At 43.6% G+C, this 24,317-nt stretch carries 19 protein-coding genes; 7 read left to right on the top strand and 12 right to left on the bottom strand.

Features of this window, described 5'->3' with window-relative positions:
- The first annotated feature begins 29 nt into the window (after positions 1-29).
- From HGO23_RS17015 to folA, 5 genes are all read left to right on the top strand, one after another.
- Entirely contained in the window at positions 30-770 is a 741-nt protein-coding gene (locus HGO23_RS17015) for a 1-acylglycerol-3-phosphate O-acyltransferase (RefSeq protein ID WP_209027333.1), read from the top strand.
- Between the two features lie 321 nt (positions 771-1,091).
- Positions 1,092-2,516, top strand: a complete 1,425-nt coding sequence (gene ftsP, locus HGO23_RS17010) for a cell division protein FtsP (RefSeq protein ID WP_209027332.1) — start codon at positions 1,092-1,094, stop codon at positions 2,514-2,516.
- Between the two features lie 517 nt (positions 2,517-3,033).
- Positions 3,034-3,465 (top strand): JHE-like toxin PirA, encoded by a 432-nt coding sequence (locus HGO23_RS17005; protein ID WP_209027331.1) that lies wholly within the window; start codon positions 3,034-3,036, stop codon positions 3,463-3,465.
- Between the two features lie 102 nt (positions 3,466-3,567).
- Positions 3,568-4,845 (top strand): insecticidal delta-endotoxin Cry8Ea1 family protein, encoded by a 1,278-nt coding sequence (locus HGO23_RS17000; RefSeq protein WP_099135080.1) that lies wholly within the window; start codon positions 3,568-3,570, stop codon positions 4,843-4,845.
- A 275-nt stretch (positions 4,846-5,120) separates the two neighbouring features.
- Positions 5,121-5,606 carry a type 3 dihydrofolate reductase gene (gene folA / locus HGO23_RS16995; RefSeq protein WP_209027330.1) on the top strand — a complete coding sequence of 162 codons (486 nt, stop codon included), beginning with the start codon at positions 5,121-5,123 and terminating at the stop codon, positions 5,604-5,606.
- Positions 5,607-5,680: 74 nt separating this feature from the next.
- On the opposite strand, the gene apaH is transcribed toward folA, so the two are convergent.
- From apaH to lptD, 6 genes are all read right to left on the bottom strand, one after another.
- On the bottom strand, positions 5,681-6,505 hold the full coding sequence (gene apaH, locus HGO23_RS16990; RefSeq protein ID WP_209027329.1) for a bis(5'-nucleosyl)-tetraphosphatase (symmetrical) ApaH: 825 nt from the start codon (positions 6,503-6,505) through the stop codon (positions 5,681-5,683).
- 2 nt (positions 6,506-6,507) lie between these two features.
- A complete protein-coding gene (gene apaG / locus HGO23_RS16985) occupies positions 6,508-6,885 on the bottom strand; it encodes a Co2+/Mg2+ efflux protein ApaG (RefSeq protein WP_099135077.1) in 378 nt (125 codons plus the stop codon).
- A gap of 35 nt (positions 6,886-6,920) precedes the next feature.
- Positions 6,921-7,736 carry a 16S rRNA (adenine(1518)-N(6)/adenine(1519)-N(6))-dimethyltransferase RsmA gene (rsmA, locus tag HGO23_RS16980; protein ID WP_099135076.1) on the bottom strand — a complete coding sequence of 272 codons (816 nt, stop codon included), beginning with the start codon at positions 7,734-7,736 and terminating at the stop codon, positions 6,921-6,923.
- A complete protein-coding gene (gene pdxA / locus HGO23_RS16975; protein ID WP_209028814.1) occupies positions 7,729-8,721 on the bottom strand; it encodes a 4-hydroxythreonine-4-phosphate dehydrogenase PdxA in 993 nt (330 codons plus the stop codon). Before pdxA ends, rsmA begins: the two co-directional genes overlap by 8 nt.
- A complete protein-coding gene (gene surA / locus HGO23_RS16970; RefSeq protein WP_209027328.1) occupies positions 8,711-10,012 on the bottom strand; it encodes a peptidylprolyl isomerase SurA in 1,302 nt (433 codons plus the stop codon). The genes pdxA and surA overlap by 11 nt, the downstream gene beginning before the upstream one ends.
- Positions 10,013-10,079: 67 nt before the next feature.
- Complete coding sequence (gene lptD, locus HGO23_RS16965; protein WP_099135073.1) at positions 10,080-12,425, bottom strand: LPS assembly protein LptD; 2,346 nt, start codon at positions 12,423-12,425, stop codon at positions 10,080-10,082.
- A 200-nt stretch (positions 12,426-12,625) separates the two neighbouring features.
- Between lptD and djlA the strand changes: the two genes are divergently transcribed.
- Complete coding sequence (gene djlA, locus HGO23_RS16960) at positions 12,626-13,435, top strand: co-chaperone DjlA (RefSeq protein WP_099135072.1); 810 nt, start codon at positions 12,626-12,628, stop codon at positions 13,433-13,435.
- A gap of 26 nt (positions 13,436-13,461) precedes the next feature.
- Here the strand turns inward: djlA and rluA are convergent, their stop codons facing one another.
- From rluA to HGO23_RS16945, 3 genes are all read right to left on the bottom strand, one after another.
- Positions 13,462-14,115, bottom strand: coding sequence for a bifunctional tRNA pseudouridine(32) synthase/23S rRNA pseudouridine(746) synthase RluA (gene rluA, locus HGO23_RS16955; protein ID WP_209027327.1), 654 nt, complete (start codon positions 14,113-14,115; stop codon positions 13,462-13,464).
- 217 nt (positions 14,116-14,332) lie between these two features.
- On the bottom strand, positions 14,333-17,242 hold the full coding sequence (gene rapA / locus HGO23_RS16950) for an RNA polymerase-associated protein RapA (protein ID WP_099135070.1): 2,910 nt from the start codon (positions 17,240-17,242) through the stop codon (positions 14,333-14,335).
- A gap of 243 nt (positions 17,243-17,485) precedes the next feature.
- Complete coding sequence (locus tag HGO23_RS16945; protein WP_209027326.1) at positions 17,486-19,834, bottom strand: DNA polymerase II; 2,349 nt, start codon at positions 19,832-19,834, stop codon at positions 17,486-17,488.
- A 197-nt stretch (positions 19,835-20,031) separates the two neighbouring features.
- On the opposite strand from HGO23_RS16945, the gene HGO23_RS16940 reads away from it, so the two are divergent.
- Positions 20,032-20,874, top strand: a complete 843-nt coding sequence (locus tag HGO23_RS16940; protein WP_209027325.1) for a hypothetical protein — start codon at positions 20,032-20,034, stop codon at positions 20,872-20,874.
- A gap of 50 nt (positions 20,875-20,924) precedes the next feature.
- On the opposite strand, the gene thiQ is transcribed toward HGO23_RS16940, so the two are convergent.
- The 3 genes from thiQ to thiB are packed head-to-tail and all read right to left on the bottom strand — an operon-like array spanning position 20,925 to position 24,218.
- Positions 20,925-21,620, bottom strand: coding sequence for a thiamine ABC transporter ATP-binding protein ThiQ (gene thiQ / locus HGO23_RS16935; RefSeq protein WP_209027324.1), 696 nt, complete (start codon positions 21,618-21,620; stop codon positions 20,925-20,927).
- Positions 21,613-23,217 (bottom strand): thiamine/thiamine pyrophosphate ABC transporter permease ThiP, encoded by a 1,605-nt coding sequence (gene thiP / locus HGO23_RS16930; RefSeq protein ID WP_209027323.1) that lies wholly within the window; start codon positions 23,215-23,217, stop codon positions 21,613-21,615. The genes thiQ and thiP overlap by 8 nt, the downstream gene beginning before the upstream one ends.
- Positions 23,193-24,218 (bottom strand): thiamine ABC transporter substrate binding subunit, encoded by a 1,026-nt coding sequence (thiB, locus tag HGO23_RS16925; protein WP_209027322.1) that lies wholly within the window; start codon positions 24,216-24,218, stop codon positions 23,193-23,195. The genes thiP and thiB overlap by 25 nt, the downstream gene beginning before the upstream one ends.
- Positions 24,219-24,317: the final 99 nt, after the last annotated feature.

Below are 24,317 nucleotides of genomic sequence, written 5' to 3'. Positions count from 1 at the left end.
CTTGCTACAGGAAACCGCAAGAGAAAACTATGTTAACCATTATTCGTGGGATCATTGTTATTTTGTTCACCATTTTGATCTGTATATTTGGTGGAATTTACTGTTTATTTAATCCGCGTAATCCGAGCCATGTGATGACCTTTGGCCGGGCATTTGGCAAGCTACACAAAATATTCGGTATCACATTGATAGAGCGCATTCCTGAAGATACTTCTCAATATGGTTCGAGCATCTATATTGGTAATCACCAGAATAACTATGACATGATAACCATGTCGAATGCCGTGCAGCCACGCACGGTGACTGTTGGTAAGAAGAGTTTGCTCTTTATTCCTTTTTTTGGCCAGTTGTATTGGCTGACGGGGAATATCCTGATTGACAGGGAAAACCGAACAAAAGCGCACGGAACGATTTCACAAGTTGTGGATCAGATCAAAAAGAATCGAGTTTCTGTCTGGATGTTCCCGGAAGGTACTCGCAGCCGTGGACGTGGTTTACTGCCGTTTAAAACTGGTGCTTTTCATGCGGCCATTGCGGCTGGTGTACCGGTTGTACCTGTTTGCGTCTCCTCAACCCATGACAGAATAAAACTCAATCGTTGGAATAATGGTGCTGTTATTGTTGAGATGTTGCCTCCCATTGATACGGCGAAATATACAAAAGAGCAGGTGCGTGAATTGGCTGAACATTGTCGCCAAATGATGCAAGCCAAGATTGAAGAGCTGGATAAAGAAGTAGACGAACTTAACAAACGTAGTCAGTTGAATTAAAACTAAATATTCTAGCGTTACAGTCCCTTCCTTTCTGGTTTGGGGATGAATTCTGACTATAAATTTAAGATAGTTTTAGAATTTATCCCCTATTCGCGATATGATTGTTTTTTAATAAGTTAACGTTTTTATTAAACGCAATCGATAAAACGTAATCAACAGAACATAATTCGACAGAATAATAAATCCTAATATCCCCACATTGGGGAATTCATGCACTTGTCACCGTGATGTAACTCGAAATCTATTGAGTATGCATAAGCAATCAATTGGGATGCTATTCTTTCTTGTCGTGGAGATTATTCCTGCCGTGGAGAAAATATGTCACTGAGTCGGCGCCAATTTATTCAGGCATCTGGTTTGGCAATGTGTTTAGGGGCGCTCCCTTTTGCGGTTCGAGCTAATAAAGATCAACAAACGGCATTGCCTGTTCCCCCTTTGCTGGAATCCCGCGGCGGACAGCCTCTGTTTTTGGCTCTACAGAAATCCAACTGGTCTTTTGATGGGAAAAATAAGGCTTCGGTATTGGGTATCAATGGGCTTTACTTGGGGCCGACTATTCGTGTCCGTAAAGGAGATAACGTTAAGCTGATATATAGCAACCGCTTGTCAGAGCCTGTTTCAATGACGGTAAGTGGGTTACAAGTACCCGGAACATTAATGGGTGGAGCATCACGTCTGATCCCCTCTAACGGAAATTGGTCGCCTGTCATTCCTATTGAGCAGCCGGCAGCGACATGTTGGTATCACGCTAATACACCACACCGAATGGCGAGACAGGTTTATGCAGGATTAGCGGGAATGTGGTTGGTAGAAGATGAAAGCAGTCGTAACTTGCCTTTGCCTAAACATTATGGGGTTGATGATTTCCCAGTTATTCTGCAAGACAAACGGTTGGATAATTTTGGTACTCCCCGGTATGACAAAGCCTCAGCTGGTCAGGGCTTTCTTGGTAATACATTAGTTGTTAATGGCGTGGAAGATCCTTTTATTGAAGTTGCCAAAGGTTGGATCAGACTGCGTTTATTAAATGCAGCCAACGCTCGCCGATTCCAATTGCAGCTCAGTGATGGTAACCCTTTTTATATGATTGCGACTGATCAGGGATTGTTGCCAGCCCCGGTTGCAGTACAGACACTTTTTCTTGCACCGGGAGAACGTCGTGAAGTGCTGGTGGATATGTCAAAAGTGGATAGTGTGGTTATTACCGCAGGTGAATCTGCTGGCATGATTGATCGCCTGAAAGAGATGTTTGAACCATCCAACAAATTACGCTCAACGAATGTTCTGACCATTAAATCGGGGGGATTATTACCCCTGGTCACGGAAGCGTTACCCTCTCAGCTTGTAGTGGATACGGCGGAAATTAATACTTCGATTCGCAATCGGCAGATCGTTTTAGGGGATGAAACACAAGGGATAAATGGCGCATTATTGAATTCAGGCCGTATGGATATAACCAGCCACCAGGGGGCATGGGAGCGTTGGGTAGTCACTACCTCGGTTCCACAACCTTTCCATATTGAAGGTGCCAGATTCAAGGTCATCAACCACAACGGTGTGCGGCCAGAGCCTCAGGATTATGGCTGGAAAGATACTGTCTGGGTTGATGGCAGAACAGAGTTGCTGGTGAATATGATGCAGCCATCGTATGAACATTACCCTTTTATGTATTACAGCCAGATATTGGAAATGGCGGATCATGGGGTGGCAGGGCAATTGGTTGTTAGTCCGGCGGGGATGTAAGGTCTCTTATGAGGCCTTTTTCATGGTCGTTAGCATGTCTGATTTGAAGGAGAAATAAAGAAAACGGGTATTGATAATAATCAATAAACTGTATTATTCAAATATTTCTTATGGAAATATCTTCGGTTTAGATAAATAAATACGGCTGTAACACTAATAATAATAACAGTACTTAGCACTTACACTATTAAGATTAATATTTATCAATAAATATTATCCGCATCTACTTATTGAAGTATACACTTAAATAAGTAATATAATTTTTAAGCCGAGTTGCCATTTTTTATATTTCATACTACCTTGTCAATATGTTTAGAATACCCGCGGCAAAAAAATATAGGTTCAATATATCCATTAATAAAATAAACTATTAACTGTAAGGAGAAACTATTCATAATTATAGATAAACCTATAATTATATAATGATATATTAAAAAATCATGAAAATAAAAATAGTTAATATTCTACAAACGAGAAATTATATTTTCACTGCTCATTAACAATAGGAAAGGATTTTATGATCACAATAAATATAAATACAAACGGTGTTAATGGTATTACTATTACAAATAGTAATAATGAACCTACTCCAGTATCGACAACTTACGGTCCAAATACACCAGCATCAGAACCCCCTACAGTCAGTAATTATAGTGATATAACAATAGAACCACATTCTTCTGTGCAGGCAACAAGAATTGATACGCCTATTATTCCTGAAGCACGTCCCGATTACTATGTAGCCAACTCTGGCCCTGCACCAACAGTTAGGGCTGTTTTTTATTGGTCTCATTCTTTCACATCAGAATGGTTCGAATCTTCCTCTATCATAGTGAAAGCAGGAGAGGACGGAATATTAAAGGCACCTGGAAACTCTTTATATTACAGTAAAGTCGTAATTTATAATGACACGGATAAGCGGGCCTTTGTTACTGGATATAATAAATAATGATATAAAAACTATTTATAACCAATGGATTTTAATTTAAGAAATATCCAAAAGTTATTGTTTAACTACAGCTTAATTAAGGTATTAAGGTAAAATAACATTATGAATACCACACCTATTACTGTATCTACAAATGAAACATTGCCTTTACTGACTGACGTAATGCCCATGGATCTTTATGCAATGTCCACACCTGATTATGAATGGGACATGTCGTCAATCATAAAGGATGCTGTTATTGGTGGCATAGGATTCATTCCAGGTCCGGGCCCAGCAATATCTTTCCTGTTAGGACTATTTTGGCCTCAGCAGAAAGATAATACTTGGGAGCAAATTCTCCAAAAAGTAGAGCAGATGATAGAGAATGCTGTTCTACAAACCATTAAAGGAATACTTAATGGAGAAGTACAAGAGATCAAAGGGAAAATGGAACATGTAGAATCTATGCTGAAAAACTCGCCTGGCAGTCAGGAAAGTCATGATGCATATATGTTCCTGGCAAGATATCTGGTTAGTGTAGATGAAAGATTCAAATCTTTTGATAATAGAACAAATTATCAGATTCTCCCAATGTATACTAACACTATTATGTTACAGATCCCTTATTGGAAAATGGGAATAGAGAAGAAAAAAGATATTGGGTTAACAGATATTGAAGTTAATGAATTAAAAGAACTTATCGATAAATTAGTTGGTAAGGCCAAGAACTATATTCATACGATGTATACTAATGAATATAATGATGCTATAAACACATCAACAGCTGAGAGTGTCACTAATAATTTATTATCTGTAAGAGGATATTGTTTATTACATGGTTTAGAATGTATTGAGTTAATCGAGCATATACAGAATAATAGCCTTGAAAGTGGTTTCTATCCTAAAATTATCAGTTATTCGACTGTATTTGATCGTCCGACTAACAAAATGAGAATTCAGGCTCTTACAGAAGACGATGCAATGCAGGAGCCTTTCAAACCATCTTTAATCAATGGGAAATACAATAAAATACAATCCTTGATTGGATATGTACAAAGAATTGGGAATGCACCTAGAGTTGGTGGTATTAAAATTACATTTACCAACGGCTCATCTTATATACTTGGTACGGTGACCTCAGAAACGAGTTCGATTGAACTAAATGATAGTGTTATCGAAAGTTTGGAAGTATGGGGAAATGGTGCTGTTGATGAGGCGTTATTTAAGTTAAGTGATGGGCGTTTATTGCGTATTGGTGAGCGTTACGCGAAAAAATACAGAAAATATGCTGTTGATCATCACTATATTGCGGGGATTTGCTTAGCCAGCGATGAGCCTTCACTTGCTGGTCAAGCCGCAGGTATTGCCGTTTCATATCATATGATGGCTGACAAAAAATAATATTTGCGAATAGAATTAGAATTGTAATTTGGTTGCAAGTTATTGTTTAGTTGCAAAGAGTCCCCCTGGTCACATAGTTATTGATGTGATCAGGGGTAATCTTTCCTATTCTAAATAAAGGCTAGTTTACTTTTTTGTTGCGATGTAACTTGAAATCTATTAGATGTATAGGCTAATTATTTGTTCTGAATAAAATTGCTAATCTTATCGACTGTAACTACCCCTTTCCGTATAGTGTCCACAGTTTTTATACTACATGCCTGTAAGGTGACTTAATGAATATCAGCTTGATTGCTGCGATGGCTATGGATCGAGTTATTGGTATGGAAAATACCATGCCGTGGGCTCTGCCGGGCGATTTATCCTGGTTTAAACGTAATACACTCGGAAAACCGATCGTAATGGGAAGGGTAACTTATGAATCGATTGGTCGTCCTTTACCGGGGCGTCTGAACATCATAATCAGCCGTCAGCCAGCCAGTGACGATCGTGTCACTTGGGTAAGCTCAGTCGAAGAAGCATTGGCTGCGGCAGGTGATGTTGAGGAAGTTATGGTGGTAGGCGGAGGTAAAATTTATGAACAATTTATTCCTCTGGCTAATCGCATGTATCTGACACATATTGATGCAGAAGTGATTGGTGATACTCATTTCCCTGATTATGAACCAGATGAATGGAACTCGATCTTTACCGAATACCATGATGCAGATGAACATAATTCGCATGGCTACTGTTTTGAGATCCTGGAACGGCGCAAGTGATCTTATTTGCCAATCAGATTTGAGATACGGAGTGTCAAAAGACACTCCGGCATTACTAAGCATCACGAGTCTAATCAACCTGAAGCTGTAACTAAGGCTGGTTGGCTGAAATACTGCTTATCTTCCCAACGTAAAAGAGTCAGTTTGCCTCCCCAGCAACAACCTGTATCCAAGGCATAGATACCAGCAGGCGTTCCCCGCCCTTCCAGCGCCGCCCAGTGGCCGAACGCAATGGAATAATCCTCAGGGATATTGCGTGGTAATTCAAACCAGGGTTTCAGAGGAGCAGGAGCATTTTCAGGTTTAGACTTGCAAATCATATCTAGCTGACCATTCGGGAAACAATAGCGCATCCGTGTTAATACGTTAGTACTGTAGCGCAACCGTGCTAATCCACTTAATTTGGGCGACCAGCTATTGGGCATATCACCATACATAGCGTTAAGAAACAGGGGATAACTGTCACTGAGCAGAATCGCTTCCACTTCACGGGCACACATTTTGACTGTATCCAGATCCCATTGCGGGGTCAGCCCTGCATGTGTCATAACCAGCTTTAGTTCATCATCGATCTGTAATACCGGCTGTTTTCTCAGCCAATTAACCAACTCATCGATATCTGGAGCAGCAAGCAACTCATCCAATTGATCTTTGGATTTATTGCGGCTGATTTTGTTATACACAGCCAGCAGATGCAGATCATGGTTGCCTAAAACCAGCTTAACGGCGGAACCAAGCTGTTTAACATAACGCAGAACTGCCAGTGAATCAGGGCCACGGGCGACTAAATCCCCCGTTAGCCATAACGTATCTTTGTCAGGATGAAAATCGACTTGTTGTAAGAGCGCAATCAGCTCACGATAACAGCCGTGAATATCGCCGATAAGGTATGTAGCCATAGTTAATTTATCAGTGTCGGAATAGCCAATCGGAACACCGGAATAATCGCACGAAACGAATGACCACTGTGATCAATCATCTCATAGTGACCTTCCATTGTGCCCAAAGGTGTTTCAAGAACAGTTCCGCTATTGTAGCGATATTCTGTTCCGGGTGGGATTACCGGTTGTTTTCCTACAACCCCTTCCCCCTGAACTTCTGTTTGGTGACCATTACTGTTGGTAATACGCCAGTAACGGCTAATGAGTTGCACGGGGGAATGCCCAAGATTGCGAATTGATATTGTATAAGCAAACACAAAACGTTGCCGTTCCGGCTCTGATTGGCTTTCTACGTAAGTGCTTTGAACTTGAATATAAACTCTTGGTTCGTTGAGCATAGCTGCCTCCTGTTACTGCAACGGATGTTCGGTAATTAGACCGTTTCAGGTTGAGACGATAACCAGTTAGCCATCTTACAGTATTGTTCGACCGAAATATTTTCAGCTCGTGTGCTTGGATCGATTCCCAATTCAGATAGCTGTTCGACTGAAAATAGATCACTCAGGCTATTACGGATAGTTTTGCGTCGTTGATTAAATGCTTGGGTGGTGATCCGGGCCAACTTGCGAATATCCTGAACCGGATAAGGTATAGATTTATGAGGGATTAACCGCACGATGGCTGAATTCACTTTCGGAGCCGGGGTAAATGCTGTAGGTGGTACTTCAAGAACAGGGATTACGTGGCAGTAGTACTGTGCCATTACACTTAAACGCCCGTAGGCTTTACTACCAGGCCCTGCAACAAGACGATTCACCACTTCTTTTTGCAACATAAAATTCATATCAGCGATAGCATCAGTATAGCTGAAAAGATGAAACATCAATGGAGTAGAGATGTTATAGGGTAAGTTACCAAATACACGCAGAGGCTGTTCTTGCGCTTTAGCAATCTGACCAAAATCAACGGTCATGGCATCTTGCTGAATGATAGTCAGCTTGTCTTTCAATTTGGGATGGACGTGTAAACGAGCCGCCAGATCACGGTCAAGTTCGACGACAGTCAATTTATCCATACGCTCGCCGACCGGTTCGGTTAGGGCTCCCAAACCCGGCCCAATCTCTACCATAGCCTGTCCCGGCTGTGGATTCATAGCATCGACAATGCTATCAATAATAAACTGGTCGGTTAAGAAATTTTGCCCAAAGCGTTTACGGGCATGATGCCCTTGGTGGACTTTATTATTCATTACTGTTTTGTATCATTTTAATTGCTAGATTCAATGCGGTGATAAAACTTCCCACATCAGCTTGACCTGTCCCCGCCAGCTCCAATGCTGTGCCATGATCGACAGACGTTCGGATGAATGGCAGCCCCAACGTGATATTCACTGCTCTGCCAAAACCCTGGTATTTTAACACGGGCAGCCCCTGATCGTGATACATAGAAAGCACAGCATCAGCATGATCCAGATATTTTGCCTGAAACAGGGTATCGGCAGGCAATGGGCCTTCCAGCCAAATACCTTCTTCCCTTAAGCTGTCTAATGCCGGAATGATTACATCTATCTCTTCACGCCCCATATGCCCACCTTCACCTGCGTGAGGATTCAAGCCACATACATAAATATGAGGGCGCAGGATACCAAATTTGGTTTTTAGGTCATGATTGAGGATAGTCACCACTTCCCGCAGAGAATCAAAGGTAATCGCTTTAGGAACATCCAAAATGGGCAAATGTGTTGTCGCCAATGCTACCCGTAACTCTTCTGTCGCCAACATCATAACGACTTTTGAACACTGGCTATGATCAGCAAAAAATTCAGTATGTCCGGTGAAGACTATCCCTGCATCATTGATAACGCCTTTGTGAACGGGGCCTGTCACCAATGCTGAAAACTCACCACTCAAGCAACCATCGCAGGCTTTTGCCAGTGTTTCTGTGACATAACTGCCATTTTCTCGGTTTAATTCGCCAGTAATAGCTGGCGTATGGAGAGAAACGGGCAGAATGGTCAGTGTTCCGGCAGCCTGTGAGGAAGGTGGGTGTTCAGGAGAATAAGGTTGTAATTGCAGTGGAAGATTCAATTGTTTGGCACGAGAAAGCATAAGCTCAGGATCGGCACACACAACCAGTTGGATAGGCCACTCAAATTGAGCAAGGGCAATAACTAAATCAGGACCAACCCCGGCTGGTTCGCCGGGGGTAATAATGATGGGTTTATTATTGTGCATCGTTACCATTTAAAATTTTCACATAAGCGGAGGCACGTAATTCCTGGAGCCAGGTTTGCACTTCTTCATTGAATTTACGGTTGAACAGTAATCGATAGGCGCGATCTTTTTGTGCCGCATCAGTTTTGTCTACTTTGCGGGTATCCAGCAATTGGATCAAGTGCCAGCCAAAAGAAGAGTGAACTGGTTGGCTGATTTCACCTTTCTGAAGTTTAACCAAAGCATCGCGGAAAGCAGGGGCATAAGCACTTGGTAAATTCCAGCCTAGTTCACCGCCACGCTGGGCAGAACCCGGATCTTCAGAATACTCTTTTGCTGCTTTTTCGAAGGTGGTTTTATCGCTTAAGATTTCTTCCCGAACCTGCCTCAATTTATCGCGGGCCTGATCATCATTCATAACAGGTGATGTTTTTAGCAGGATATGACGGGCATTGACTTCAGTAACAGCAACGGATGCATTACCGCCACGGATATCATTAACTTTCAGAATGTGAAAACCAACCCCAGAGCGGATTGGCCCAATCACCTGTCCTCTCTGAGCTGACTGGAGTTTTTCAGCAAATAGTGATGGCAGCTCTTGTAATTTGTTCCAGCCCATATTGCCGCCTTTTAAGGCTTGTGTATCGCTGGAGTAGGTGATAGCCAGTTTACCGAAATCGCTGCCGTTTTTAAGTTCAGACAAGATTTTATTTACAGTGGCTTCTGCTTTTTCGGCCTGAGCATGTGTCGGATTTTCTGGCAGAGGGATCAAAATCTGGCTGATATTCAATTCAGTATTCTGGTTATCATTGCTGCTGAGCTGATTAGCTATAGAATCAACTTCTTGTGGCAGGATAGAAACACGACGGCGTACTTCGTTGTTACGCACTTCTGCAATCAGCATCTCTTTGCGGATTTGATTGCGGTAGGTATCGAAATTCATACCGTCCGCAGCCAGACGTTGTTTCAGTTGAGCAACGCTCAGATGATTCTGCGCAGCAATATTTTCGATAGCAGAATCCACATCCTTCTCAGGGACAGAGAGCTGCATTCGTGTTGCCATTTGCAGAATGATGTCATCTATAATCAGGCGTTCAAGGATCTGGTGACGCAATGCTTTCGCATCTGGTACTTGTTGACCAGCTTGTTTTGCGTTGATTTTAACGGATTCTAAACGGTTGTTGATGTCACTTTCCAGTACGACATCGTTATTAACAATGGCAGCAACCTTATTGAGTTCCTGTGGAGCAGCAACTGCGGTAGTGTTCATTGCAAACAGCAACCCGAGAATAATCGTTCTCCAGTTCTTCATATGTTTCCCATCATATCAATCCCGCCATAAGACGGGGTTATTGTGTTTACATTGTGTTTAATTGGTATCAGAAAGCACGTTGATAAGGCAAAATACCTTGTTGCAGCATCTTCAGGCTACCTAAACTGTAATTATTGCTTAAGCCACGGAGTTCAACATTGAGTGACCATTTATTGTCATATTCACTTTGGTTGTTCTTCCAGTTTACGATCTTACGTTCGTAACCGACATTCACAGCCCAGCAACAGGTACTATATTGCATACCAACCATCTTACTGGCAGGTTGCTTCTTTTTGGTATCGTAGTAATACGCTCCCACGAGCGCCCACCGATCACCTAACGGCCAACTTCCTACCATACCTACCTGAGAAATGCCCTGCTGGTACGCCGGAGCGCTCCTGAGGGTAGCCTGAATATAATCGCGATCAACAAAGCGATAGTTTAATTGTATCAGACGGTCAGCATCACGTCGGTATTCCACTACCGAATTACCTATTGCGACTTTGCTCAGGCGGGTATCGTACTGAACTCCACCTTTGAATCCCCATGATGAGCTAATCTTCCATTCAACATCACCGGCCCAGGTTGTAGACCCTGTTCTTTTCTTAGTACCAACGGTACTTTGGCCTGTCTGAGTAGGCTCTATATCTTTAACACGCGGAGCTTCAAAGTAATAGATTTGACCTACAGACAGGCTAAAACGTTCAACTAAATCTTCATCATAGATGCGGGTAGTGATACCGCTTGTAAACTGGTTGGCTGATGAAATGCGATCCAGACCACTGTAGAAACGGTCACGGAACAAGCCAGTATAGTTGGCTTGCAGCAAAGAAGAATCGTAGTTGTAAATGTTATTCTGGTTCTTATAAGGAACGTAGAGATACTGGATGCGGGGTTCCAGTGTCTGGGTGTAAGCCGGATTAAAATACATGGCGCGTTCAAACACCATCTTCGCATCTGATTTAAATTGTGGCAGAACGCGATTTGCTGATTTTTCTAATTGAGAATTTTTTTGAGCAGCAGGAATATCTTGCTGATAATAGGTTGCCATCAACTTAATTTCGTTATTGAGGCTCGCCCAGCCATTGGAAAGTGGCAGATTAATAGATGGTTCCAGATGCCAGCGAATTGCGTTTGGCTGCTCTTTACCTACGCTGGTAAATTTGGCAAATTGCGCATAAGTGCGGAAATCAAATGGTCCTAAATCATTCTTATAATAATTCAGATCCAACTGAGGTGTCGCCCGGTAAGCTTTTATGCTGTCACTGACTGTAAAAATCTGGAATTGTTTGGTTGTTAAGGTTGCATTCCAGTTTCGTTGTGCATAACCAATACTGAATTTTTGTGTCGCATAGCCGTCAGTACTAGTACCGTATTGAGAATTGAAGTCAGTAAAATAGTGAGGATCACTGACCTTAGTATATTCGGCATTGAAACGCCAAACCTGGTTCATGACACCGCTGTGGTTCCAGTAGAATAACCAGCGGTTGTTGCTATCCCGTTCAGGTCTGAGATTGAATTTTTTATCATCTGTGTACAGGCGGTCATTACCAATCCAATCCAATGCGACAGTTCCTGAACCTGCTTTCGTTAAGTAACGGAATTCATTATTGAACTTAAGCCCACGTTTGCTGATCAGATGTGGAGTAATGGTAGCATCATAATTAGGGGCAATGTTCCAGTAGTAGGGTAACAGGATCTGAATGCCGTTTTTATTGGAAAAACTGGCGTTAGGGATCAAAAAACCAGAGCGGCGTTTATCACCAATCGGCAGTTGCAGGTAAGGGGTATAAAATACGGGGACATTGGCGACTCTGAATCGAGCATTCCAAATCTCAGCCACTTCTTCCTGACGATCCAGAATGACTTCTGAACCCGCAACACTCCAGCTATCATTGCCCGGCAGGCAGGAAGTAAACACCCCATTATTTAAAATGGTATAGCGGTTTTCATTGCGCAGCATCATTTTATCAGCGTTGCCACGTCCCTGACGGCCGACCATTTGGTACTTGCCTTGTTCCACGTCTGTGTCTTTAGTGGTTAAGTTGGACCAGGCCCGTGGCCCTTTCAGGATAATTTGAGGGTCATCATATCTGACATTCCCTGTTGCGGTCATAGTCCGTACCGGAACTGAATCTTCTGTTTGTTCGAATCTGACTCTGTCGGCTGTCAGCGTTTTATTGCCTTGTTGGATATCTACATTGCCGACAAATTCAACCGCAGAGGGATATTCACCATGTGTATCATCAGATTGAATATGAATCGGGAGTTTATTAGGGTCCCCTGTAATAATGGGTTTGTCGTAAACAGGGACGCCCAGCATACACTGTGCTGCAAGGTCAGCGTGTGCTTGCTGACTGTAAAGTGCTGCCCATACCATAGTGGCTAGCAAAGTGGGGTAACATTTATTCATAGATGCTTATGCGGTTCCATCATCAGTGGCATCACGCCGACAAACGCTGAGAGACTAACGCACTTGATAGATATGCGCCAGAGTAAAGTTAAATTTCACTAATCTTGCTGTTAGGCACAGAGCTTAATGAATAGTATGATAATGATGAACAGTATGATAATGCAAAATTTCGCTCAGGGCATTGAGGAATTGAAGAGTATATGCAGTATTGGGGAAAATTATTAGGGTTAATATTTGGTATTGCATCTGGTGCCGGTTTCTGGGGCATTGTTATTGGGGTATTGCTAGGGCACATTCTTGATAAAATCAGAATAAGCAATCAGGGAACGTCAGCCAAAAAACCATCCCGGCAAGCGCTGTTTTTCCGTAGTACCTTCCAGATATTGGGGCATCTGACCAAATCGAAAGGTCGGGTGACTGAAACGGATATTCAGCTAGCAAGTCAGCTTATGGATAGAATGCAACTGCATGGTGAGGCACGGATTGCAGCGCAGCGGGCATTTCGTGAAGGCAAACATCCTGAATTTCCACTGCGTGAGACATTGAGACAACTTCGTCGGGCCTGCTTTGGACGCTTTGATCTGATCAGAATGTTTCTCGAAATTCAGCTTCAGGCAGCATTTGCTGATGGTGAGCTGCATCCGAATGAAAGAAAAGTGTTGTTTGTGATCGCGGAAGAACTGGGGATTTCCCGTATTCAATTTGAACAATTTCTTGCCATGATGGAAGGTGGCCGCCATTTCGGCGGACAATACCAGCAGCACGGTCATTATCAGGGGCCTGGTCAACAACGGGCGACGTTGGAAGATGCGTGTAAGGTGTTGGGTGTTAACCAAAATGATCAGGCTACAACGATTAAACGGGCTTATCGGAAACTGATGAGTGAACACCATCCCGATAAGCTGGTGGCAAAAGGTTTACCACCAGAAATGATGGAAATTGCCAAACAGAAAGCACAGTCTATTCAATCCGCTTACGATTTGATCAAAAAAGAGAAAGGCTTCAAATAGTAGTAATTGAAGATTAATAGTTGCAATCAGAAGTCAGCCTTACACTCAAAATGCATCGGAGAGCCGTAGGCCGGATGAGTGATCGATAACTCCTGAGCATGTAATTGCAGGCGAGGTGCCAGTTCCCTGGCCTGCTGATGGGCATAGAACCGATCTCCCAGAATGGGGTTCCCCAGTGCCAGCATATGTACGCGAAGCTGATGGGAGCGTCCGGTGATAGGAGCCAGCCTGACGCGGGTTGCCTGAGCTTCATGTTCAAGTACCTGATATTCTGTCTGTGCCGATTTTCCCGTTGCAAAGCAGACCTTTTGTTTCGGTCGGTTCGGCCAGTCGCAGATCAGCGGTAAATCAACCAGCCCCTGTTCCTGCTCCAATTTCCCCCAAACGCGTGCGATATAGACTTTTTTCGGTTCACGCTCACGGAATTGCCGTTTAAGTTCACGCTCTGCCGCTTTAGTTAATGCGACCACCATGATACCACTGGTTGCCATATCCAGCCGGTGAACAGATTCCGCAGTTGGAAATTCAGCCTGGATCCTCGTCATGATACTGTCTTTGTGCTCTTCTGCTTTACCCGGCACAGAAAGCAACCCGCTTGGTTTATTGACAACCATAATGTGCTCATCCTGATAAAGCACATGTAACCAAGGGTCAGTCGGGGGATTGTAAGACTCCAGCATAGTAGCTCCAATGGGTTCGGAAAAGATTTGCTCAGAAAAATAACGGGGCGCATTCTAGCAGTATATGATTAAGGGGGTGAGATCAAAATAACGTGAACTGACTAAGATAAAACGGATAAGACAAAAGTAAGTAAAAAAACTAAGGGATATCTCTTTGAGGATATCCCTTAGTTGCAAGATAAGTGTTATTGATCGTCAGTTGTTGGTTGATAGTTATTTACTGGTGAGAAACTACAACCAAGCGGATCGCATCCAGACGCCAGCTTGCCTGGTCAAGGTTCAGCAGCAGGTGCTTATGCTCAGATTCAATCGCTTCCAGCTCATCACCACGGATGTTCGGGTTAACCGCTTTTAATGCTTCCAAACGTGACAACTCAGCGGACAATACTTCATCAGCTTCTTTTTTCGCTTTTTCGATCAATTCACGTGCCTGTTGCTCAACTAATGGTTCAGATTGCTGCAAAATAGCATGAACTTCTTTTTGAACTGCATTAACCAGCTTGCTGGCATTATGGCGGTTGATGGCATTCAACTGACGGTTGAAACCTTCAAACTCTACCTGAGATGCCAGATTGGTGCCTTTCAGATCCATCAACAAGCGCAATGGTGTTGGTGGCAGGAAGCGAGTTAATTGCAGATGTTTAGGTGCCTGAGCTTCAACAACATAAATTAACTCAACCAGCAGTGTGCCGACTGGCAGTGCTTTGTTTTTCAGGATAGAAACTGCGCAGCTTCCGGTATCTCCTGACAGGATAAGATCTAAACCATTACGGATGATTGGGTGTTCCCAGCTTAGGAACTGTGTATCTTCACGGGACAACGCTTTTTCACGATCAAACGTGACAGAACAACCATCTTGCGGCAACCCTGGGAAATCAGGCACCAGCATGTGATCAGATGGATTGAGGACGATAATATTATCGTTGCGGTCTTCCTGATTAATACCAATGATATCAAACAGATTCAGGGCAAAATTCACCAGATCGGTATTATTATCCTGTGCGGCAATAACTTCAGCCAGTTTTTGTCCTTGCTCACCACCGTTGGAATTCATCTCCAGAAGACGGTCACGGCCCTGCTCCAATTGCTGTTTGAGTTTCTCGTGGTGTTCGCGACATTCGGTAATAAACTCCTGGAAGCCTGTTTGCTCATTGGGTTTGGCAAGAAAGTTCAACAGTGTTTCATAATATTTGTCATAGATGGAACGACCTGTCGGACAGGTGTGTTCAAAAGCATCCAGACCTTCGTGATACCAGCACAGCAGGACAGATTGTGCGGTGCTTTCCAGATAAGGAACACTGATCTTGATATTGCGGCTTTGACCGATACGATCCAAACGACCGATACGTTGTTCCAGCAAATCAGGATTAAAAGGCAGATCGAACATCACGAGCTGATTAGAGAACTGGAAGTTACGACCTTCGGAACCGATTTCAGAACAGAGCAGCACTTGTGCACCTTCTTCTTCGGAAGCAAAGTAAGCAGCGGCACGGTCGCGATCCAGCAGGGAGAGCCCTTCATGGAATACTGCGCTGCGGATACCTTCACGCTCACGCAGAACTTGTTCTAATTGCAGAGCGGTTTGTGCTTTGGCGCAGATCACCAGCACTTTTTCATCGCGATTTGCCAGCAGGAAGCCAAGCAGCCATTCCACACGAGGGTCAAAGTTCCACCAGGTCGCGTTCTCGCCTTCAAACTCCTGATAGATACGCTCAGGGTAGAGCATATCTTTGGCGCGTGCTTCCACCGATTTTTTAGCACCCATAATTTCAGATACTTTAATGGCAGTCTGATATTGGGCTGGCAATGGCAGTTTAATTTCGTGTAATTCCCGATGTGGGAAGCCTTTCACGCTGCTGCGGGTATTACGGAATAGCAGGCGGCTGGTGCCGTGGCGATCCATCAACATAGAGATCAGTTCACGACGGGCGTTCTCACTCTCTTCATTTTGATTACTGTTAGCCGCTTTCAGCAGAGGTTCAATATCCTGTTCGCTGATCAGTTCAACAATCAGGTTTTGCTGGTCATTGCTCAGTGTCTTGCCGGATAGTAACAAAGTTACCGCATCAGCAACCGGGCGGTAATTTTGTTGCTCATCAATAAAAGCCTGATAATCGTGGAAACGGTTCGGATCGAGGAGACGCAAACGGGCAAAATGGCTTTCTTGGCCCAATTGCTCTGGAGTTGCGGTCAGCAGCAATACAGATGGGATTTGCTCTGCCAATTGCTCGATAACATGATATTCGCGGCTTGGCGCTTGCTCACTCCATGCCAGATGATGGGCCTCATCCACGACCATCAAATCCCAGTTTGCTTCCAGCAGATGTTCAAACCGCTGTTTGTTGCGGCGAACAAAATCCAGAGAGCAGATAACCAATTGTTCTGTTTCAAATGGATTATCGCCATCGTGCAGGGCTTCGGCGTAACGGTCATCGTCAAACAGGGAGAAACGCAGATTGAAACGGCGCAGCATTTCCACCAGCCATTGATGCTGGAGGCTGTCTGGCACAATGATTAATACACGTTCTGCACGGCCAGCCATCAACTGTTGATGAATAATCATCCCGGCTTCAATGGTTTTACCTAAGCCGACCTCATCTGCCAATAATACGCGGGGAGCGTGGCGCTTGCCGACTTCGTTGGCAATATGTAACTGATGAGGGATCAGGCTGGCACGAATACCACGCAGTCCACTCTCTGCCAGCCGAAATTGTTCGCTCTGGTGCTTACGGGCACGGAAGCGCAATGCAAAGCGATCCATTCGATCAATCTGACCGGCAAACAGGCGATCTTGTGGCTTATTAAATGTCAGCTTACTATCCAGCAACACTTCCCGCAGGCTGACATTTTCTTCTTCAGTATCTAAACGAGTACCGACATAGTTCAGCAGGCCATTTTCTTGCTGAACTTCATCGATCTTGAGTTTCCAGCCTTCGTGACTGGTCACGGTATCGCCCGCATTAAACATAACACGGGTAATAGGGGAATCATTGCGTGAGTAGAGGCGGTTTTCTCCGCTGGCTGGAAAAAGCAATGTCACCATGCGCGCGTCGAGCGCCACGACTGTACCTAATCCAAGTTCGCTTTCTGTATCGCTTATCCAGCGTTGACCAAGAGTAAATGGCATAAATTTTGGCTCAGTTTTCTGTTAGATAATGTTATTTATGGTTGCAGGATGGCTGCTTTTGTTGGATATCGATTATTATTGGTTATCGATAGGGTTAGTTTTTATGACTAGCTTTTCTGACTAGTTTCAGTGACACCTTTCATCACCTTTTTCGGAAAAAATAGATCATAAAAGGGTCATTTCCCTTTAGAGGGGCGTTATGTTAATTCAAGCTGAGCAAGTCGTCACCTGCAAAAATATCAATTAATCAAAAGACAGGTTCATTTGCCCCGTCAACAGGGTTATAAAATCATCCCGAAGAAATGGCAAGATGGCATCGGCAATCGGCATAATCTGTTTTTTGATGTAGTGTTCATAATCTGGCAGTGAAGTCAGGTTTTCCAGTGGTTGAGGCCCGGATTGCGTGATGATATAGCTGATCCAACCGCCATTTTGATACTGCAATGGGCGATTTTTCCGCTGATTATACTCATCAGCCAGACGTGCTGCTCTGACATGAGGGGGAACATTGCGCTGATAATCAGCCAGCTTTCGACGTAGCCGTTTTCGATAAATCAGTCGGTTATCAAATTCACCTGCCAATGTGAGGGCGACATAATCACGAATATAATCCTGATAAGGTTGCTGGTGAAAAATAAGGGAATACAACTCTTGCTGGAATGTTTGTGCTAATAGCGTCCAGTCGCTTCTTACCGTTTCCAATCCTTTGAATACTATCTTGTTGCCACTCAAACCAGCATAACGTTTTTTACTGCCTTCCTCTGTACCCCTTACTGTCGGCATAAGAAAACGCCGATAGTGGGTTTCGAATTCCAGTTCCAGTGTGCTTTCAAGATTGAATTGGGTTTTGAGATGATTCTTCCACCACTGATTGACAAACTGTGTCAGCGAGTGACCAATCTGGCTGGCCTCTTTTTCGGAATGAGGGCGTTTCAGCCAGACAAACGTGGAATCCGTATCGCCATAAATAACCTGATACCCTTGTGATTCAATCAAATCGCGGGTTTGGTGCATAATCTGGTGCCCACGCATCGTAATGGATGACGTCAGGCGTGGATCAAAAAAGTGGCAGCCTGAGGCTCCGAGTACACCATAGAAGGCATTCATAATAATTTTCAGGGCCTGAGCCAGTGGGACATTCTGCTGTTTTTTTGCCTTGTCACGCTCATGCCAGATTTGCGTGACAATATCAGGCAGACAGTGTTGTGTACGGGAGAAAAACGCTTGCCGGAAACCGGGCACAGAGTGTTTATTATCTGGATGGGCAAGGCCTTCCACCATACCGACGGGATCGATAAGGAAAGTACGGATAATGGAAGGGTAAAGGCTCTTGTAATCCAATACCAGCACCGAATTATACAAGCCCGGAGATGAATCCATCACAAAACCACCCGGACTGTGATCTGTGAAATCCGTTGGCTGAACGGGAGCGACATAACCAATACGGTGCATTCTCGGCAGATAAAGATGGGTGAATGCGGCAACAGAACCTCCGGCCCGATCCGCAGCCAATCCTGTTACCGTCGCTCGTTCCAGCAAGAATGCCATGAGGTCTGCTTTCTCAAAAATTCGGTTGACCAGAATACAGTCCTGCAAATTGTAGTGGGCGAGAGCAGGCTTATCTTCCTGAAAGCGACGGTTGATTTCATCCATCCGATCATAAGGGCTATCAATCGCTTTCCCTTCTCCCAATAACTCCTGAGCAACATATTCAAGACTAAACGAGGGAAAATTCCAGGTGGCTGTTTTCAGTGCATCAATACCATCAATGATCAAACGGCCTTCTGTTGATGCAAAAAAGTGTCCAGACTTAAAACTGTGCTCGCGCCATTCCAGCAGGCTACCATCACGACCAAATCGCAGAGGAATGTTATAGTGTTCGCCGTGTTGCTGTAGAACCTTTAAATCAAATTGGATCAGGCTCCAACCGATAATGGCATCGGGATCATAAACTTTCAGCCACTCATTCAGTTTTTCCAACAGTTGTGGGCGACTGGCAACATACTCCAGATTAAAATCCAGTTCTCGCTTTTCACCATTTTCCGGCCCCAGCATAAACACGGTTTTCTCACCACAACCTGCTAAACCGATGGAATACAATTCACCATGCTGGCTGGTTTCGATATCCAGAGAAACCCATTTCAAGTTGGGACGATAATCGGGATTGGGTTTCATCTGATAGCCCCCGTCTGGTTTCTGATGGAACCAAACAGGGGCGGTAATAAAGCGTTCCATCATAAAACGATCCGGAGGGCGGATATCGGTTTCGTAAAGCGGAATGTCCTGCTCCCTGAATACTTTTTTCAAATGTTGTAATTGACGATATTGCGAACAATACAAGGCGGAGACAGCTTGGCGATTAAAATCTTTCAGTGGTAATGTCTTTAACTCACAAGATCGCTCTTGTGCCAGCAGAGGCTGCGCTTTATGCAAATCACGTTGAGGGATAAAAGCGATGGCTTTTTGGTGAGGAATGGTAATGCGTCGGCTACCTTTATCTGTAGCTAACCAATACACCAATTCGATACCAGATGGCGTATCTTTCCAGTGACGTGATAGGATGAAGCCTTGTTCAACAGGATTTATCTGCATAATATTTCGGTATTAAGACAATAACCTGAATTATAGCATTTCATGTTTATTTATACAGTTGTTTTTGGATCGGTTGGCAGGATTTTTACTTATCGGGTCTTTTAATTTTAAAAACTATACTAATGAATACACTATTTTAAATAACAGGTGATATAAAAAATCATTTTAAATATATTGGGTATTGAGTAGGGTAATATATGCCATTTATTCCTCCTTATAGAGAAAAGTTTTATAAAGGTGATTTAATATATGGGTTATCTAATGAAATAATAAGGAGATATAAACATACAGTCGAATTTTTTGAAGATACAAAAAATCATTATGATAATAAAGATTATCCTCCGGTAACGATTGCTAATTATTTAATTCCTTCAGAATTAGAAGATATGGCTAATTTTCTTGAAAGTATGGATGAAAAAAATCCGACACATGTAGAAATACGCCGTGATATTTATAAGGAATTCCAATACATTGAAAATGATAAATACAAAAAATATGAAGAAAGCTTCTTTAGACATCTAAATCTGGATAATAAATATCGAAGTGTGACTGAATGCACAACATACAGACGTAAACTTATAGGAAGAAAATGTAAAGGTGGAATATCGTGGATAAGCATAGGTGATAATGAATTAACTCGGGATATACATATACATTTCATACTTGATGGTATTAATATGGAAAGCATCATTGGAAAGTATGATCTAAACATAAATAATGATGGTATAAACACAAACACAAACACAAACACAAACACAAACACAAATAATAGTCAGTTTGTGAGTGTGAGTTTAGAGGGAAAGAGAAGTGGAAATATAAAAAGTATAACCGGAAAAGAGTTAAGATGGCTGTTCAGACACCGAGCCAATCCCAGAGTCGCAGGCAAAGTACAATTTTGGAAGAATAAGCGTCCCACTACTCCACCTTGGATTGGAGAAGGATGCCTGATATGGGATAAGTATGCTATGCATCTGGAGAATGAAGAAAAGGTAGATGAGGAAAGATATGACGGCTTATCCCAATTATTTGATATTCTTTGACACCGCCGAAAATGTTTAATGGGTAATTTGAGTGATTAATATACAATCAATTATACTATCCCCAAAACCCTTGCCTCAGGCACTTCGCCATTCACCAATTTCTCTGTTGCACCATCATAATGAATTGTTCCATCCACAATCAGCAGAGAACGCGGTGCGATTTTGGCGGCATCATCAAGATTATGGGATACCATCAGTAACGTGAGTTTTCGGTCACAACATACCTGATCCAGCAATGCCAGCATTTCATTACGTAAAGCGGGGTCAAGTGCTGAAAAAGGCTCATCCAGTAATAAAATAGGTTGCTGGCGTACTAAACAGCGAGCCAGGGCCGCGCGTTGGCGCTGCCCACCGGAAAGCTGGGCGGGCAGGCGATTCAAATATTCTGTCAGTGAAACTTGCGATGCAATTTGTTGCAGCGTCTGCCGTTGTTGAGCATTTAATTTAAGACCGGGGTGTAAGCCCAAACCAATATTCTGCTCAATGGTTAAATGGGAAAACAGATTGTTTTCCTGAAACAGCATGGATACTGGGCGCTTGGAAGGAGCTGTATTTGTATGATTTTCTCCATCCAACCAGATATCACCACTCTTCACGAATTGAAAGCCTGCCATTAAACTTAATAATGTACTTTTGCCCGCCCCACTGGGGCCGAGGATTGCAATACGTTCGCCCGCTTCGACGTTGACATCGAAACGCATGGCAATCTGCTCATAGGTGTAAGTAACATTTTCAAGTTTAATCATGGCGTCGACCCGGTAATCGTTCAAGAACACTAAATAAAATAAAACAGAGAAGCAGTAGCAGGAATGCAGTCACAGCACCATCTTGACTGCGATATGCCCCGATTTGCTGATAAAGGTAGAAAGGCAGTGTGCGGAAATTCTCGTCTCCAAATAATGCGACAACACCAAAATCCCCGATTGACAGCACGCTGGCAAAAGCCAGTGCCTGCGCTAATGGGATTCTCAGAGCTTTAAGCTCAATCCAGCGTAAACGGTGGATGCCCTGAATATTTAAAGAGCGGCATAGCGGATTATAGCGTTCAGCCAGATCACGCATTGGATTATCCAGCACTTTTAAAGCATAGGGAATTGCCATCAACGCATTGGTCAGGATAATCAGTTCATAAGGGGAATCCGGCAACCCAACAGTATTATTCAGCAGAATAAAAAAGCCTGTTGCAAGGACAATACCGGGCATAGCAAGAATTAATAATCCACTGCTTTCTATTGCTTGTCCCCAACGGGATAAATGACGCAGGCGTAACTCACGGCTGCTCCATAACAGCATCATAGTCAGTAAAACACATAAGAAACCAGCGCCCAGTGCGATAATTACGGATGTTGTGAAAGCCCACCACAAGGCGGGTTTACTGAGGACATCAAACACGGCACTGTTCAAACCATCTACAATGACGGCCAGTAAAGGAGGGAGCAAAAACAGCAATGCTGTGGTGATAAGCAATCCATCACATAGTTTTTTCAGCCATGAATCCTGTGGATTACGCCATTGTTGTTGATGACCATACCCCACCGAAAGAACTCCTTTGAGCTTTTGGCTCAGCAAAACCAGACCAAGACAGCAAAAGAGTTGGATCAGCGCGAGCAGAGCAGCCTGACCAAGATCGTAGTCATACTTAATAGCCTGATAAATAGCGAGTTCAATTGTAGTTGCAGAAGGGCCGCCTCCCAATGCGAGCACCGCGGCAAAACTGGCAAAACACAGCATGAAAATCAGCGCTGCGGTTGGCAAGATCTGACGGCGTAGATAAGGCCATTCGACAAAGCGAAAATGTTGCCATTCATTCATACCAAGCTGTGCTGCAAGTTGCCGTTGTTCTACTGCGATACCTTCCAGCGATTGGAGCAGTAATCGTGTTGCCATTGGCATATTAAAGAAAATATGCGCCAACAAAATACCTTGCAGGCCGTAAAGGGTAAAACGGTATTCAATTCCTATCCATTGGCAAAGATTAGCCAGCCAGCCAATACGCCCATAAACAGTCAGTATGCCAAACAGGGCGACTAAAACAGGAAGTACCAGCGTCATGGCGCATAGACGTAAAAAAAGCGTTCTGCCCGGAAAACGACGGCGATAGAGCGCTCTTGCCAGAAATATTGCAGGTGTGACTGAGAATAAAGCAGACAAAAACGCTTGCCAGAAAGTAAAACGAATGACATGCCACAGATAGCTGTCACTCAAAAATGCCTGCCAGTGGCTTTCAGGCGCATTAAACCAAAGTACCCCGAAAGCTGACAGGGCAATGAGAAGCAGCAGGCCGGAGGCAATCACCCCCGGCAGTAACCAACCTGCAATTAACGGCTTACAGCACTTTGCCATGTACGGATCCATTGTGTACGGTGTTTGGCTACATCTTCTGCGTTGAATTGCAGTGATTTCTCAGGCACAGGCAGTTGTTTGAAAACCTCAGGTAGAGGTACGTCAATCACGGGATACATCCACTGGGTGGTCGGAATAGCTTGCTGGAATGCGGGTGAAACCATGAATTGCATGAATCTTTGTGCCAGTTCAGGCTGTTTGCTGGAAGCCAACTGGGCGGCGACTTCAATTTGTAAATAGTGCCCCTCGTTGAATATAGCAGCGGCGTAATTATCTTTTTTCTCGGATACGATGTGATAGCCCGGTGATGTGGTATAGCTAAGCACCATATCCCCTTCACCTTTCAGGAATAACCCATAAGCCTCACTCCAGCCTTTGGTGACAGTCAGTGTTTTTTTGGCGATTTTCTGCCACTCCTGCGCAGCATTATTACCATAGATATCCTGCATCCAGAGTAAAAAACCTAACCCAGGAGTACTGGTACGTGGATCCTGATAAATAATCTTCCAATTCTGGTGGCTGTTAATAAGCTCTTCCATGCTTTTGGGGGGATTAGGCAAGGTATTTTTGTTGTAAATAAAGGCAAAATAACCGTAATCGTAAGGAATAAAGGTATTGTTATTCCATGTGACAGGCAGTTTTAACTTTGTTGTATCAACATGGCTGGGAGTGAATAATCCAGTCTGTTGGGCAGCTTGGATCAGGTTATTATCTAACCCCAGAACAACATCTGCCGATGCTTTTTTGCCTTCCATTCTTATACGGTTCAGCAAAGATACACCATCTTCCAGGGCGACGAGTTTCAATTCACAGTCACATTCCGCTTCAAAATCTTTTTTGATAACAGGGCCGGGGCCCCACTCAGAAGCGAATGAATCATAAGTATAAACGGTTAATGTGGGTTTTGCTTGTGCTGCTTGAGCAAAGGCACATGCAGAAATCGATAATGCACTTATCGCAATAAATCTCGCAATAAATCGGAAAAATAGATGCTTAAACACTTTGCTCTCCTGTAGTTATTAATAGTAGTTATTAACAGTAACTATTAGCACTCATAATTAAATGAGTTATTAGCAAATTGGCAAAGGATTTGAGAAAGT

It is taken from the genome of Xenorhabdus budapestensis (assembly GCF_017743015.1).
GTDB lineage: Bacteria > Pseudomonadota > Gammaproteobacteria > Enterobacterales > Enterobacteriaceae > Xenorhabdus > Xenorhabdus budapestensis.
Note: the sequence above shows the minus strand (reverse complement) of the source record. Positions and strands in the feature narration are given on the sequence as shown.